Source organism: Bacillus sp. EKM420B (genome assembly GCF_011065565.1).
Taxonomy (GTDB): domain Bacteria; phylum Bacillota; class Bacilli; order Bacillales; family Bacillaceae; genus Bacillus; species Bacillus velezensis.
In genome coordinates this window covers 223,063-238,667 of the sequence record NZ_JAAMNX010000002.1, presented here as the reverse complement: position 1 = coordinate 238,667, position 15,605 = coordinate 223,063, and the positions used below count along the sequence as shown (strand labels likewise).

The following is a 15,605-nucleotide window of genomic DNA, read 5'->3' as shown; positions in this document are numbered from 1 at the left end:
CAAGCCGTCTGATCAGCATCTTAAAAAACGGGGTTTTCTTCCTGATCGCGGTGATCGGGCTGCTTGTTTCTATTTTTTTCGCCGTCTCATTCGGCGCGAAAGACATTACTTTACATACGGTTTGGTCGGCTGTTGCTGATTACAATCCGAACATGACGGGCCAGCAGATCATTCATGAATTGCGTCTTCCGAGAGTGCTCGGCGCGGCCGTTACAGGAGCCGCTTTTGCCGCAGCCGGCGCCCTCATGCAGGGTGTCACGAGAAACCCGCTTGCCGATTCGGGTGTCTTAGGCGTAAATGCGGGCGCCATGTTTGTTGTTGCGCTCAGCTTTGCTTTTTTCCCTCATTTGTCATACGCCCTGCTGATGGTGATGTCATTTTTGGGAGCACTGGCAAGCACCGGCTTGATTTTCTTTATCAGTGCGGCGGGAAAAGGCAGCATGACACCTTTAAAGGTGACGCTTGCCGGGGCGGTCGTGGCCGCGCTTTTACATTCACTCAGTACCGGTGTGGCGATTTATTACGATTTAAGCCAGGATTTGGCCTTCTGGTACGCCGGCGGGGTGTCGGGGATCAAGTGGGCTCATTTACAAGTCCTTGTTCCCGTGATTGCGGTCTTCATCATTCTCGCGACATTCATGGGCCGGTCCGTCACCCTTCTCTCAATGGGAAATGACGTGGCGGCGAATTTAGGGGTGAACACGGCTCTGACGCGTGCCGCGGGATTAATGATCGCCGTCGTTCTTGCCGGTGTGTCTGTTTCCGCTGCCGGCGCGATCGGCTTTGTCGGGCTGGTCATTCCTCATATCGCCCGCAAGATCGTCGGCGTTACGTACAGGCTGATTATTCCGATGTCCGCGTTGCTCGGCGCGATTCTTTTGATTTTGGCCGACTTGGCCTCACGCACGGTCAGTCCCCCGAGAGAATTGGCGATAGGCATCATGGTCGCACTTGTCGGTGTCCCTTTCTTTCTTTATATTGCCCGCAAGGAAGGGAGAGACTTATAAATGAAAGTGCAGAAAGAAACAAAAAAAGCGGCGTCGGCAGGTCTCGTTCTGCTGGTCATCGCCGTTTGCATTATTCTGATCGGGCTGCACACGGGCTCATTCCGGCTTTCTCCCCTCACCGTGGGAAAAACGCTGTTCGGATACGGCACGTTTCAAAGCACAACCGTTTTATTCGATTACCGGCTCCCCCGGATACTGGTGACGATGCTGGCCGGCATCGGCTTAGGCGTGTCGGGCGCTGTTTTGCAGGGTGTATCCCGAAATCCGCTTGCCGATCCGGGCATTCTCGGACTGCATGCCGGCGCTTCCTTCGGTTTGATGATGTATATCACATTCTTTCATTCCCTGGAGGCGCAGGCGTCGATGTTCATCCCGCTGTTTACGTTTGCGGGCGGAACACTCGCCGCCCTGCTGATCGTAGTGCTTACGTACGACAGGCTGAACGGTTTTTTAACGATCCGCATGCTGTTGGTCGGGATCGCCGTTTCCGCGGGCTTCAGCGCCGTTACATTGTTTATGTCGCTGCGCCTGAATGAAGAAACTTATACCTTCGCTTCCCGCTGGCTGGTGGGAAACGTCTGGGGCAGAGATTGGATTCACGTGTGGTCGCTATTGCCCTGGATCGGCATTCTCGCACCGCTTGCATGGCTAAACGCCCGGTCTTTGAATATTTTAATGCTCGGTGACCAGGCAGCGGCGGGGCTCGGCGCACACGTGCAGAGAAAAAGGATCATGCTGATCGCCATAGCGGTCGGCTTGTCCTGCGCGAGCGTCGCGATGGCCGGCGGAATCGGCTTTATCGGCTTTGCCGCCCCTCACTTGGCAAGACGGCTCGTCGGCACCATGCATCAGCATATTATTCCGATTGCGGGATTAATCGGCCTTGTCATTCTTGTCGCGGCAGACACCATCGGCCGGTCTTTGTTTCAGCCGAATGCCATTCCGGCCGGCGTGGTTGCGGCAGCCATCGGCGCGCCGTATTTTCTCTATCTCGTCATGAAAATCAAATCATAAAACAAGGAGTATTCCCATGAAAAAAACAATTGCGCTCATCAGTTTCATGTGTATTTTCTTACTGGCTGCCTGCCAATCCGATTCATCACAGCCGGAGTCAAAAAAGAAATCCGGTGATCATAAAATCGCTTCGATGTCCATTCACCTGACAAATGATCTGCTGGCTCTCGGCGTTACACCTGCCGGTTCCGTCGTGGGCGGAGAATTAAAAGATTTTCTCCCTCATGTGAAAAATCAGCTGAAAGACACGAAAAAACTCGGACCTGCATCAGACCCGGATATGGAAGCTTTACTTGAGCTGAATCCAGACAACATTTATCTTGATAAAGAATTTGCGGGAAAAGATGTGTCAAAATACAAGAAAATCGGAAACACACACGTTTTCGACCTTGATAAAGGCACATGGCGCGATCATTTAAAAGACATCGGAAAAATCGTCAACCGTGAAAAAGAAGCGAAAACATTTATTCAAGATTACGAAGATGAAACAAAACAAGTCAGATGCATGATGAATAAGGAATTAGGGAAAAACGCCAAAGTCATGGCGATCCGCGTGAACGCAAAAGAGCTTCGCGTCTTCAGCACACGCCGCCCGATGGGACCGATTCTGTTTGACGATCTGAAGCTGAAACCGGCTGACGGCATTAAAGAAATGAACACCTCCCGCCCTTATGAAGTCATTTCTCAAGAAGTGCTGCCTGATTACAACGCAGATGCGATTTTCGTGGTCGTTAACAGAGACGACAAGTCACAGCAAGCTTATAAAGAATTGCAAAAAAGCGCTGTATGGAAAGGGCTTAAGGCCGTGAAAGCAAACCATGTCTATAAAATTGCCGATCAGCCTTGGCTTGATTATTCGGCACTGGGAAATAAATTAGCAATGGATGAAGCGAAAAAACTGTTCCAAAAATAAACATGAGCCGGTTTTGCGAAAAGTGCAAGACCGGCTTTTTTATATTACCGTTTACTTATATAAACATTCGCTTATATAATAGTGTAAAAAAGGAGTGAGCGCATGGAACGGCGGCATAATGCTTTAAGTTCCGAAGGGATCAGCCAGTGCCTCAAACTTCTAAGCGACCCGACGAGGCTTTTGATGCTGAAGCTTCTGGAGGATAAAGAATATTGTGTCTGCGAGCTGACGGCTATTTTTCATATAAGTCAGCCCGGCATCAGCCAGCACTTGCGGAAATTAAAGAACGCCGGCCTTGTGCGGGAAAGACGCGAGGGCCAGTGGCGGTACTATGCCATTCATCCGTCCGGACCGGAATACGCGCTGGTTTGCTCGATTCTGCAGCAGATAGATGAAAAGGACGAAGTTTTACAGACATTGCGGCAAAAAGAAGTCACTGTTACATGCCGGTAAGGGGGATATATTCTTGGGAGTTGCGGTTTTATCAGCGCTGATTTTTGTGCTGACACTTGTGTTTGTCATATGGCAGCCGAAACATATATCAATCGGCTGGTCTGCCTGCGGCGGAGCGGTCCTCGCTTTGATCGCCGGAGCAGTCAGCCTGCACGATATCGCGGAAGTGACGGGGATCGTCTGGAATGCGACACTCGCCTTTATCGCCATTATTATCATTTCATTAATTCTTGACAGTATCGGTTTTTTTGAGTGGGCCGCGCTGCATATGGCCATGGCGGCCAAAGGCAGCGGGCTGCGGATGTTTCTCTATGTGTCGGTCTTAGGGGCTGTTGTCTCCGCCCTGTTTGCCAATGACGGAGCGGCGCTCATTTTGACGCCGATCGTACTGGCGATGGTGCGGGCTTTGAATTTACCTGAAAAACTGGTTTTTCCGTTTATTATCGCCGGAGGATTCATCGCCGACACCACCTCGCTCCCGCTCGTGGTCAGCAATTTGGTCAATATCGTATCCGCCGATTACTTTCATATCGGATACATTGAATATGCATCACGCATGCTGGTGCCCAACCTTTTTTCTCTGGCGGCCAGCATTTTGGTGCTGTATCTCTATTTCAGAAAAAACATTCCGAAACGGTTTGACACCGGCCTTGTGAAATATCCTGCATCCGCCATTAAGGATGAGCGCCTTTTCCGGTTATCGTGGGCTGTCCTGGCCGTTTTATTGATCGGGTATTTCGTCAGCGCGCTGCTGTCGATACCCGTTTCCTTCGTTGCCGGCTCCATCGCGGTCATTTTTCTCATTCTGGCGCAGCGAAGCCCCGCCGTCCCTGCGAAACAAGTCATCAAGGACGCCCCGTGGGCCATCGTGTTTTTTTCTGTCGGCATGTATGTTGTCGTGTACGGCTTGCGGAATGCCGGACTGACGGATCTTCTTTCTCAGCTTATTCAGAAAGCGGCGGATCACGGGTTGTTTGCGGGCACACTCGGAATGGGTTTTATCGCTGCGATCCTCTCCTCCGTTATGAATAACCTGCCGACGGTGATGATTGACGCCATAGCCATCAGCGGAACGGACACTCACGGGCTGATGAGAGAAGCATTGATTTACGCGAATGTTATCGGTTCTGACCTTGGGCCGAAAATCACGCCGATCGGGTCGCTGGCGACATTGTTATGGCTCCACGTGCTAAGCCGGAAAAACGTGAAAATTTCCTGGGGAATGTATTTCAAAACAGGTCTGATATTAACCATTCCGACGTTATTCATCACCCTGATCGGACTTTATTTATGGCTGTTATGGCTCGCTTGAGGTGAAAAACCTTTTAAGTTGAATCTTAAAAGGTTTTTTTGTGTCAAAAATCCGAAAAGTTAAACTTTTATATTTTAAAAGTATAGACATTTAATTTCAAAAGATTATAATATTCATGAAAACGTTTTAACTTTATGAAAGAAGGGATTCCTCATGAAAAGAATTTTATTAGCCTGCAGCTCAGGCATGTCCACCAGCCTTCTTGTCACGAAAATGCAGAATTACGCCAGCTCCATCGGTGAGGAGGCCGAGATTTGGGCAGTCGGACAGGATAAAGCAAAAGAAGCGATGAAAGACGCAGACGTCGTACTGATCGGCCCGCAGATGAGTTTTTTAAAAGGCGAGCTTCAAAAAGAGGCGGACCCGCTTCACATCACCGTTGATGTGATTGATATGATGGCATACGGCATGGGAGACGGCAAAAAAGCATACGAACAGGCCGTTGCCTTGATAGAGAACAAATAAAGGAGGCGATAAGCATGGAAACGTACACGGATGAACAGATCAGTTTTCAGCTGATTCTTCACAGCGGCAATGCCCGCAGCTGTATTATTCAATCGATACGCGCTTATAAAGACGGCCGGCCAGATGAGTCAGACACCTTTCTGACAAAGGCTGAAGAAGAACTGGGAAAAGCGCACGACATCCATTTTCAGATGATTCAAAAAGAAGCCGGCGGCACCAAAACGGATGTCTCTCTGCTTTTTATGCATGCTGAAGATCACTTAATGTCAGCGCTTTCAATGAAAGAGCTCGTCAAAGAAATGCTCGACTTATTTCAATCAAAAAATTTATAAAAAGCCGGGGGTGAAGACGTGTTTGAGAAAATCAGCCAATTCCTTGTTCCGATCGCGGGCAAATTAAACAATAACCGCTATTTGCAAGTTTTACGGGATGCTTTTATGCTGGCGTTTCCGCTGACCATTTTCGGTTCGGTGTTCGTCGTGCTGACGAACCTGCCGTTTTTAAACAAAATCATGAGCAGCTCCGCCCTGTCTGTCTTTCAATCCGGATTTGGCGGCGCTTCGACGGCGACGATGGGGATTATGTCCATTTTTGTCGTCTTCGGGATCGGCTATTACCTTTCCAAAAGCTACGAAGTGGAGGCCGTATTCGGCGGAGCGATCGCATTGGTTTCTTTTCTGCTGCTCACCCCGTTCGTCTTAGAACCGGAAACGGGCAAAGCGGTCGCAGGCGTCATTCCGGTTGACCGGCTTGGAGCAAAAGGGATGTTTCTCGGCATGATGACCGCGTTTTTGTCAGGTGAAATCTACAGAAGAATCGTCCAGAGAAACTTAACGATTAAGATGCCTGCCGGTGTTCCTCCGGCTGTTGCTAAATCGTTCGCCGCATTGATTCCGGCTTTTATCACGCTTACCGTCTTCCTCTTGATCAATGCGGCTGTCACCCAGATCTTTCACACCAATCTGCATGATGTCATTTATCATACGGTCCAAGCCCCGCTTGTCGGACTTGGAAGCGGCATCATTCCTACATTAATCGCTGTTTTCTTTATTCAGATTTTATGGTTTTTCGGACTTCACGGACAGATCATTATCAATTCCGTGATGGACCCGATCTGGAATACATTACAGGTCGAAAATTTGGCTGCGTATACAGCGGGAAAAGAGATTCCCCATATTATTTCTAAGCCGTTTATGGAGATTTACACCGTCGGAATGGGCGGAACCGGAATGACATTGGCCATAGTGATCACCATCTTGCTTTTTATGAAAAGCAAACAGATGAAACAGATATCCAAACTCGGTCTCGCGCCGGGCATTTTCAACGTCAATGAGCCGGTTATTTTCGGTTTGCCGATCGTGATGAACCCGATCATTATCATTCCGTGGGTGATCGCACCGATGGTTGTCACGCTCGTCACCTACCTGGCCATGTCGGCGGGGATCGTGCCCCCTCCTACCGGCGTGACCGTGCCCTGGACCGTCCCCCTTTTCATTAACGGGATTATGGCGACCAATTCTGTCATGGGCGGCATTATGCAACTGGTCAACCTCTGTATTGTGTTTGTCATCTGGTTCCCGTTTCTTAAAGCGCTGGACAAATTAAATATGGCAAAGGAAAAAGAAGCCGAGACCGAGCAGCATGCCCGGGATGACAGCATGAGTATGTAATCAAAATCGCAGTAAGGGAGAGAAATCAATTGACTGAATCAAATATTCAATATCGTTTTCCGGAAGGATTCTGGTGGGGGTCTTCCGCCTCCGCCACCCAAACAGAAGGCGCCGCCGACAGAGACGGAAAAAGCCAAAACATATGGGATTACTGGTATGAAAAAGAGCCGAGCCGTTTTTTTAACGGCGTCGGCCCCGGCGACACGTCACGTTTTTATGATCAATACAAGGAGGATATCCGGCTGATGAAAGAAATCGGCCACAACTCCTTCCGGCTGTCTATTTCCTGGTCAAGATTGATTCCGGACGGAACTGGCGAGGTCAATCAGAAAGCGGTCGCGTTTTATCAGGACGTCATCGATGAAATGCTTGCCCATCGCATTGAGCCGTTTGTCAATTTGTTTCACTTTGACATGCCGCTTGCCCTTCAGCGTAAGGGAGGCTGGGTCAGCCGGGACACCGTTGACGCGTTTGAACATTACGCCAAAACCTGCTTTTCGCTATTCGGTGACAAAGTGAAAAAATGGTTCACTCACAACGAGCCGATTGTGCCGATTGAAGGCGGCTACTTATACGACTTTCACTACCCGAATCACGTTAATTTTCAAGAAGCGGTGCAGGCCGGCTTCCATACCCTGCTGTCGAATGCAAGGGCTGTCAAAGCCTACAGAGAATTGAAACAGGACGGACAAATCGGAATCATTCTGAATCTCACGCCTTCTTATCCGAGAAGCTCACATCCTGAAGATCTGAAAGCATCCCGGATTGCCGATGCCTTTTTCAACCGCTCATTTTTAGATCCCGCCGTAAAGGGCGAATTTCCTGAGGAGCTTGTCGAGATTCTCAAGGCGGAAGGCTTTCTGCCGCGTTATGAGAAAGAAGATCTCCGCCTCATTCAGGAGCATACGGTTGACCTGTTAGGCGTGAACTACTACCAGCCGAGACGCGTCAAGGCAAAAGAACATGTTCCGAATCCACATGCCCCTTTCCTGCCTGAGCGTTTCTTCGATCCGTACGTCATGCCCGGACGGAAAATGAACCCTCACCGCGGGTGGGAAATTTACGAAAAAGGAATCTATGACATTCTCACCAATCTCAGAGAACATTACGGAAATATCGAATGTTTTATTTCTGAGAACGGCATGGGAGTTGAAGGCGAGGAACGCTTCCGCGATGAAAACGGCATCATTCAGGATGATTACAGGATTGAATTTATTCGGGAACATCTCAAATGGGTGCATCGGGCCATCGGAGAAGGTTCAAATGTTAAAGGCTATCATCTGTGGACTTTTATGGACAACTGGTCTTGGACAAATGCTTATAAAAACCGCTACGGCTTTGTATCTGTCAATCTGGAAAACGGGGGCGAACGGACCGTCAAAAAAAGCGGCCGCTGGTTCAAAGCCGTTTCCGGTCAAAACGGATTTTAACAGATGAGGAGGTACGGCCATGCTTGGAGGTATTGAAGCCGGCGGCACGAAATTTGTCTGTGCCGCCGGACAAAAAGACGGCACCATTCTGGACAGGGCGGAGTTTCCGACGGGAGAACCGGATGACACACTCAGACAAGTCATCCGTTACTTTAAAGATTTCCCGATAGAAGCCATCGGCATCGGGTCGTTCGGACCGATTGACATCCGCCCCGACAGTCAAACATACGGGTGCATCACCGCGACGCCGAAGACAGCCTGGCGGAACTGCCCTATTCTTCAAACGATCAAAAGCGCTCTGGATATTCCCGCAGGCTTCACCACCGACGTTAATGCGGCGGCGCTCGGAGAAGCTTCTTTCGGCGCGGCCAAAAACGCGGACAGCTGCCTCTATTTGACGGTCGGCACTGGCATCGGAGCCGGCGCCATCATGAACGGCAGATTTGTTCAAGGGCTGTCTCATCCTGAAATGGGCCACATTTATGTCAGAAGACACCCGGACGACGGCTACAAAGGCAATTGCCCTTACCATACAGATTGCCTGGAAGGCCTCGCGGCAGGTCCCGCCATTGAGAAACGCTGGGGGAAAAAAGCATATCTGCTGGCGGATCAGCAGGAAGTGTGGGAGCTTGAGGGCTATTATATTGCTGAAGCGCTTGTGCAGTATATTCTCATACTTTCGCCGGAAAAGATCATTCTCGGCGGGGGCGTCATGAAGCAGCATCAGCTGTTCTCTTATATCCGTCAGCACGTGAAAAAGCGGCTGAATCAATATATTGACCTGCCCGACATTGAACACTTCATCGTTCCCCCTCAATTAGGGATTCACTCCGGCGCTGCCGGTTCGCTCGTATTGGCGGAGCGCGCATTAGAGACGGCAAACCGGGAGGCGGGAAAATGACGAAACTCTTATTTCTGGAACCGGTTTTTAAAGAAAGATTATGGGGCGGGACGAAGCTGCGCGATACATTCGGGTATGAGATTCCTTCTGAGCGGACGGGAGAGTGCTGGGCGATTTCAGCTCATCCGCACGGTACATCCATCGTGCGGAACGGGCCTTTTTCCGGAACATCATTACACCGTCTCTGGAATGAACACCCTGACCTGTTCGGACATCCGAAAGAAGACGCTTTTCCCCTGCTCACAAAAATTCTTGACGCAAATATGGACTTATCCGTGCAGGTTCATCCGGATGACGCATATGCACATCGGCATGAAAACGGAGAACTCGGAAAAACGGAATGCTGGTACGTGTTGGACTGCAAAAAAGACGCGGAGCTCATTTTAGGGCACCGCGCCCAAACAAAAGAAGATTTCGTTCGGCTCATTGAACGAAACGAGTGGGATCACCTGCTCCGCCGCATCCCCATTAAGCCCGGCGACTTTTTCTATGTCCCGAGCGGCACACTGCACGCTTTATGTGAAGGTACGCTCGTCCTTGAAATCCAGCAAAGCTCTGATGCCACCTACCGGCTTTACGACTATGACCGGACGGATGGGAACGGGAATAAACGCGAGCTTCATCTTCAGAAAGCAATTGACGTAACAGACATTCCCCATACCGATGAAAATGTAAAAAGCACTAAGCATCGGATCGGAGATGCTCTTATTACGATACTCGCCGAAACACCTTTCTTTTCAGTTTATCAATGGGATGTGAGCGGGAAAGCATCATTCCCCGCACCCGGCCGGTATTTACTCGCAAGCGTCATTAAAGGGCGCGGAGAACTGGATGGATGCCCCGTTCACAAAGGCGATCACTTTATCGTGCCGGCGGATTCCGGAGATTTTGTTATAGAAGGAGATTGTGAGGTTATCGTTTCACATCCTTCATCATCTTAAAAATCAGGAGGTCTTTTATATGCTTAAAAAGTTAGCAGTCTGCCTGTCTATCGTTTTATTACTCTTAGGAGCCGCCAGTCCGATATCGGCTCACACCGTTTATCCCGTCAACCCAAATGCCCAGCAGACGACAAAAGATATCATGAACTGGCTGGCGCACCTGCCCAACCGTTCAGAAAACAGGGTCATGTCCGGAGCGTTCGGCGGGTACAGCGATGTCACTTTTTCAATGACAGAGGAAAACCGCTTGAAAAACGCGACGGGACAGTCTCCCGCCATCTACGGCTGTGACTATGGGAGAGGGTGGCTGGAAACAGCGGATATCACCGATACTATCGATTACAGCTGCAACAGCAGCTTAATCTCATACTGGAAAAGCGGCGGCCTCCCTCAGGTCAGCCTGCATCTCGCAAATCCGGCCTTTCCATCCGGAAACTATAAAACGGCCATCTCAAACAGCCAGTACAAAAACATCCTGGACCCTTCAACTGTGGAAGGAAAACGGCTTGAGGCGCTGCTCAGCAAAATCGCCGACGGCCTTACTCAGCTGAAAAATCAAGGCGTCACCGTTCTGTTCAGACCGCTGCATGAAATGAACGGCGAGTGGTTCTGGTGGGGGCTGACAGGCTACAACCAAAAAGACAATGAGAGAATCTCGCTGTACAAAGAGCTTTACAAGAAGATATACCGCTATATGACAGAGACAAGAGGATTGGATAACCTTTTGTGGGTGTATTCGCCGGATGCCAACAGAGACTTTAAAACAGACTTCTACCCAGGCTCATCTTATGTGGATATTACCGGTCTGGACGCTTACTTCACTGATCCGTATGCGATATCAGGCTATGATGAAATGCTGTCTCTGAAAAAACCGTTTGCCTTTGCCGAAACCGGTCCGTCCGGCAATATCGGAAGCTTTGATTATGCTGCTTTTATTAATGCGATCAGGCAAAAATACCCTCAGACCGCGTACTTTTTGACATGGGATGAACAATTAAGTCCGGCGGCCAATCAAGGCGCGCAAAGCCTTTATCAAAACAGCTGGACGCTGAACAAGGGCGAAATATGGAACGGCGGATCCTTGACGCCGATCGCGGAATAACCGCTTCTTTTGAAAATCGGTTTTAAAAAACGGCTCTGCTGGGCATATTGTTACCGTTCAAAAAGGAGGGTTCAACAATGGAAAATAACAAAAACAGCGAAGAAACGCTTTCCAGTAAGACGACCGGTAAAGGCGAGTCAGAAGACACGCTGACAAACCGGCAGGGCCATCCGGTCACTGACAACCAGAATGTCAGGACAGTCGGCAATAGAGGACCGACGACATTGGAGAATTATGATTTTTTGGAGAAAATCAGCCACTTTGACCGCGAACGGATTCCCGAGCGCGTCGTTCACGCGCGCGGCGCCGGCGCACACGGATACTTTGAGGCGTACGGAAGTTTTGGAGACGAGGAGATTTCTAAATATACAAGAGCGAAAGTGTTTCAAAAGAAAGGAACGAAAACTCCGGCGTTTGTGCGGTTTTCTACCGTCAACCACGGGAAGCATTCCCCGGAAACATTGCGTGATCCCCGGGGTTTTGCCGTTAAGCTTTATACCGAAGACGGCAACTGGGATCTGGTCGGCAACAACCTGAAAATCTTTTTTATCCGTGATCCGCTGAAGTTCCCGGATCTTGTGCACGCATTTCAGCCTGATCCCGTTACGAACATTCAGGACGGCGAGCGTATTTTCGACTTCATTTCCCAATCACCGGAAGCGACTCATATGATCACTTTCTTGTTTTCGCCGTGGGGCATCCCGGCCAACTACCGGCAGATGCAGGGCTCAGGCGTCCATGCCTACAAATGGGTCAATGAAGAAGGAAAAGCCGTGCTCGTCAAATATCACTTTGAACCGAAACAGGGCATCCGCAACCTGACACAGAAGGAAGCGGAAGAGATTCAGGGGAAAAACTTTAACCATGCGACACAGGATTTGTATGAGGCGATTGAAAAAGGCGATTACCCTGAATGGGAAGTGTATGCGCAAATCATGACTGATGACGAGCATCCCGAGCTGGATTTTGATCCGCTTGATCCGACCAAGCTGTGGTATAAAGACGATTTCCCTTGGAAGCCGATCGGTAAATTGGTTCTGAACAAAAACCCGGAAAACTACCATGCCGAGGTGGAACAAGCATCATTCGGAACGGGCGTGCTTGTGGACGGCCTTGATTTTTCAGATGACAAATTACTTCAGGGGCGGACATTCGCCTATTCAGATACCCAGCGGTACCGCGTCGGCGCAAATTACCTGCAGCTCCCGATCAACTCGCCGAAAAAGCATGTCGCCACCAACCAGGAAGGCGGGCAAATGCAGTATCGGGTCGATCGGGCAGAAGGACAAAACCCGCACGTCAACTATGAGCCGTCCATTATGGGAGGACTCACCGAAGCAAAGCAGGATGGGAAAGACCATACACCTCATGTCGAAGGCGATGTGAAGCGGGAAGCGATCGACCGGCCGAATAATTTCGGCCAGGCCGGAGAAACATACCGCAGATTTTCGGAATTTGAACGGAACGAATTAATCACAAACCTGGTCAATACGCTTTCTTCCTGCCGGAAAGACATTCAGGATCAAATGATTGAGAATTTCACAAAAGCAGATCCGGACTACGGAAAACGTGTTGCGGAAGGGCTGAAAAAAGCCTCCGAAAGCAGCAGCGGCGGGCCGATCGGCACTACTGATACGGCACAAGCCGCAAAACAGGCTGAACAGGAAAGCCATCCGTCTGATCCGTATTAAATAAAAAAACAGGACAATCGCGTCCTGTTTTTTTTGAGCTAATTCAGCTCCTGTATATTCTGCTCCGCCGCGGCCGCAAATACTTTCGGCTCCGGACGGTCAAGATCTTCATGGAATAAACTTACTTTGTGAATCTGCCGGTTGTCGTACAGATGAAAGTAGTAGTTCCCGGTGTCACAGCACATAACCGACGTATACTGCGTATAATCAATTTCATACTCCTCTGTGATCACCGCGCCTTTTGGAATATTCACATTGGACAGCACGTGAAAAGCGGCCGTAACGCCATCCGTTTCATGGGCGGCAGGCTCTAAATGCTCTTTCAGATAAGCGGCTCTGATGAACCGGGATGGCGGCGTGTAATCACCGGGAAGCCCGATCGTTCCAGATCCTTGGCCGAAAGCGGTTAATGTCATTCCGCCCAATGTTTTGCTTTCTGACTGCTGCGGCCTGATTCCGATATAATGGCGCAGATTGGTCACATGCCAAGGAAATTCCGGACTGTTGGTCATCACTCCGGGTTTGTTGTCATATACTTTCATTCCCTCCGGTGTCGGCTCGATGACAATGCAGCCGCCCGTGCGGTCTGATAAAATCCAATGAAGAGGCAGCACCGTATCCAATAACATTAACTTCTTCTCTACAATCGTCAGCATTGAGAGCTTTTCCTTTATGTCTTCAAGAGATTCACAGTTTGATAAGGCCCAGGTGACAAACTCATGAGGAGCAATGTGACAGGTTCCCTCCCGTTCCGCTTTCTCGTATCCCGCAAAGCCCGGAAAATACAGCGTCGCACACGACAGCCCTTTTTCATTTACACCGTCGGCAAACAGAACATTGCCGAGATTTCTCCCCATGCCGATAAATGCGTATTTCGTCTTATGCATCCTGCCGTCAGCTTCGCTTTTCCAGCTGTACTGACGAGGGTAAAGCACGACGTCCGTACCGAGCTGAAATGCAAAATCCATCGTTCGCGCCAATAGGTGATTACCGTCTGTCGTTTTCAATGTAAGACTTGTACACATATCATCAATCCCCTTTTCATTAATGAAATTTACACAAAGTAAACTATTCTTTCAGCTTAACGAATAATGGCTCCATTCGTCAAAAGATTGACACATTTCTCCTTCATACATATTAGTCCGTAAGCATATCCATGCCTTTTAAACCCTGGCAAATCGTTATGGCGGCAGTGTTTGTACCGTTTTTCAAAAAAACTTTGAACGGCTGTCAGCGAGGCTTTACAATGTTTTTCCTGCATGCTGGAATTTGTAAACGGCAGGTCAATCTGTTAAGCTATGTCTTTATGTTAAAGAAGAACATACGGAGGAGATTATCTATTGAAAGTAGAAAGGCGAACGATTGAACATATTCCGCATGACGAAAGACACGGAAAGGCCAAAGATTTATTCCCCGTCTGGTTCGGGGCTAATATGCATATTACGACGTTAGTCACAGGCACACTGCCTGTTACAATGGGACTCGATCTCTTTTGGAGTATCGCCGCCATTATAATCGGAACCTTTATCGGCGCAATCTTTATGGCGTCTCATTCCGCACAAGGACCTCAGCTCGGAATTCCGCAAATGATTCAAAGCCGCGCGCAATTCGGCGTGATCGGAGCGATTCTGCCCCTCTTTTTGGTCATGTTTATCTACCTGGGCTTCTTTGCGAGCAGTACGATTCTCGCAGCCGGTACACTGAGCAGCTTTGTCCCGATTCCGGCTTCATGGTGTATTATCGGCTTAAGCGCCATCTGTTTTTTACTCACGATCTACGGTCATGATCTGATTCACAAAATGCAGAAAATCCTCTCTTGGACCTCCTTTGCCGTTTTTTTTGCTGCAACGATTCTTATTTTTCAACTGCCGATTCCTTCAGGAAGCTGGGTGCCCGGCTCATTAGATCTGCCTGTTTTTCTAGTGGCGGTCAGCGCGGTGGCCACATGGCAGCTGGCATACGCGCCATATGTCGCAGATTATTCCCGTTATCTGCCGGTCAAAACACCGGCATCGCATACTTTTTGGTACAGCTATGCAGGTACGTCAGTCAGTTCCATCTGGATGATGCTTCTCGGCGCCATTTTGACGACGGCGCTCCCGGAATTTACCGCTAATGCGGGAAATGAGATTGTCCGATTGTTCGGTCCGTTTTCCTTTATTATGCTGATCATCGTCCTGTTCGGGCAAATGGCGATCAACGTCTTTAATTTATACGGAGCCTTTATGTCAACCACGACTACCTTGGAGCCGTTTTTAAAACTGAAGGTGACGCCGAAAACGAGAGTGGTAATGATCCTTTGTGTGACGGCAGCGGGTACTGTATTAAGTCTCTTGGGCCAAAGCAATTTCATGGAACTGTTTTTAAATTTCATCTTTTTCATCAGTTATTTCTTAATTCCATGGACGGCGATCAACCTCGTGGATTACTATTTTATCCGCCGCGGAAAATACCACGTCAAATCGATGTTTGACGTCAACGGGCAATACGGCAGGGTCAATTGGATTACAGCGGCCGCCTTCGTTTTGTCGATTATATTAGAAATCCCGTTCATCAATACATCCTTTTACATCGGGCCGCTCGCTGAAATATTCGGCGGAGGCGACATTGCCTGGGTCATCGGCCTGGCCGTTCCGTCGCTGCTGTATTATGTCCTGATGAAATCAAGGGTAAAACAAAAAGAGGCGCCTTCCCTATGAAGACGCC

General features: G+C 49.3%; 15 protein-coding genes. 14 read left to right on the top strand and 1 reads right to left on the bottom strand.

Annotated elements, in window-relative coordinates; translation table 11 throughout:
- Positions 1 to 8: 8 nt before the first annotated feature.
- The 13 genes from G9F48_RS06125 to katX all read left to right on the top strand — a co-directional run bounded on the left by G9F48_RS06125 (position 9) and on the right by katX (position 12,899).
- Positions 9 to 1,007, top strand: coding sequence for a FecCD family ABC transporter permease (locus G9F48_RS06125; RefSeq protein WP_224443738.1), 999 nt, complete (start codon positions 9 to 11; stop codon positions 1,005 to 1,007).
- Complete coding sequence (locus tag G9F48_RS06120; RefSeq protein ID WP_165409221.1) at positions 1,008 to 2,021, top strand: FecCD family ABC transporter permease; 1,014 nt, start codon at positions 1,008 to 1,010, stop codon at positions 2,019 to 2,021.
- A 16-nt stretch (positions 2,022 to 2,037) separates the two neighbouring features.
- Entirely contained in the window at positions 2,038 to 2,934 is an 897-nt protein-coding gene (locus G9F48_RS06115) for an ABC transporter substrate-binding protein (protein WP_165409220.1), read from the top strand.
- Between the two features lie 102 nt (positions 2,935 to 3,036).
- Positions 3,037 to 3,387, top strand: coding sequence for an ArsR/SmtB family transcription factor (locus G9F48_RS06110; RefSeq protein ID WP_014306081.1), 351 nt, complete (start codon positions 3,037 to 3,039; stop codon positions 3,385 to 3,387).
- Between the two features lie 13 nt (positions 3,388 to 3,400).
- The gene (locus G9F48_RS06105; RefSeq protein ID WP_165409219.1) at positions 3,401 to 4,699 is read left to right on the top strand and encodes an arsenic transporter; all 1,299 of its coding nucleotides are present in this window, start codon (positions 3,401 to 3,403) and stop codon (positions 4,697 to 4,699) included.
- A gap of 153 nt (positions 4,700 to 4,852) precedes the next feature.
- Complete coding sequence (locus G9F48_RS06100) at positions 4,853 to 5,164, top strand: PTS sugar transporter subunit IIB (protein WP_003150851.1); 312 nt, start codon at positions 4,853 to 4,855, stop codon at positions 5,162 to 5,164.
- A gap of 14 nt (positions 5,165 to 5,178) precedes the next feature.
- Positions 5,179 to 5,496, top strand: coding sequence for a PTS lactose/cellobiose transporter subunit IIA (locus G9F48_RS06095; RefSeq protein WP_156735390.1), 318 nt, complete (start codon positions 5,179 to 5,181; stop codon positions 5,494 to 5,496).
- An 18-nt stretch (positions 5,497 to 5,514) separates the two neighbouring features.
- Positions 5,515 to 6,834 carry a PTS cellobiose transporter subunit IIC gene (gene celB, locus G9F48_RS06090; protein ID WP_029972940.1) on the top strand — a complete coding sequence of 440 codons (1,320 nt, stop codon included), beginning with the start codon at positions 5,515 to 5,517 and terminating at the stop codon, positions 6,832 to 6,834.
- A 29-nt stretch (positions 6,835 to 6,863) separates the two neighbouring features.
- Positions 6,864 to 8,264 carry a glycoside hydrolase family 1 protein gene (locus G9F48_RS06085; protein WP_156735389.1) on the top strand — a complete coding sequence of 467 codons (1,401 nt, stop codon included), beginning with the start codon at positions 6,864 to 6,866 and terminating at the stop codon, positions 8,262 to 8,264.
- A gap of 19 nt (positions 8,265 to 8,283) precedes the next feature.
- Entirely contained in the window at positions 8,284 to 9,165 is an 882-nt protein-coding gene (locus tag G9F48_RS06080) for an ROK family protein (RefSeq protein ID WP_108490719.1), read from the top strand.
- Positions 9,162 to 10,106: a mannose-6-phosphate isomerase, class I gene (manA, locus tag G9F48_RS06075; protein WP_088056376.1), complete on the top strand. Its 945-nt coding sequence runs from the start codon at positions 9,162 to 9,164 to the stop codon at positions 10,104 to 10,106. The genes G9F48_RS06080 and manA overlap by 4 nt, the downstream gene beginning before the upstream one ends.
- 19 nt (positions 10,107 to 10,125) lie before the next feature.
- Positions 10,126 to 11,208 carry a glycosyl hydrolase gene (locus G9F48_RS06070; protein ID WP_014306088.1) on the top strand — a complete coding sequence of 361 codons (1,083 nt, stop codon included), beginning with the start codon at positions 10,126 to 10,128 and terminating at the stop codon, positions 11,206 to 11,208.
- A gap of 77 nt (positions 11,209 to 11,285) precedes the next feature.
- The gene (gene katX, locus G9F48_RS06065; protein ID WP_077723034.1) at positions 11,286 to 12,899 is read left to right on the top strand and encodes a catalase KatX; all 1,614 of its coding nucleotides are present in this window, start codon (positions 11,286 to 11,288) and stop codon (positions 12,897 to 12,899) included.
- A gap of 38 nt (positions 12,900 to 12,937) precedes the next feature.
- On the opposite strand, the gene G9F48_RS06060 is transcribed toward katX, so the two are convergent.
- Positions 12,938 to 13,924 (bottom strand): choloylglycine hydrolase family protein, encoded by a 987-nt coding sequence (locus G9F48_RS06060; protein ID WP_138093295.1) that lies wholly within the window; start codon positions 13,922 to 13,924, stop codon positions 12,938 to 12,940.
- A gap of 315 nt (positions 13,925 to 14,239) precedes the next feature.
- On the opposite strand from G9F48_RS06060, the gene G9F48_RS06055 reads away from it, so the two are divergent.
- On the top strand, positions 14,240 to 15,598 hold the full coding sequence (locus G9F48_RS06055; protein WP_014419229.1) for a purine-cytosine permease family protein: 1,359 nt from the start codon (positions 14,240 to 14,242) through the stop codon (positions 15,596 to 15,598).
- The last annotated feature ends 7 nt before the right edge of the window (positions 15,599 to 15,605 follow it).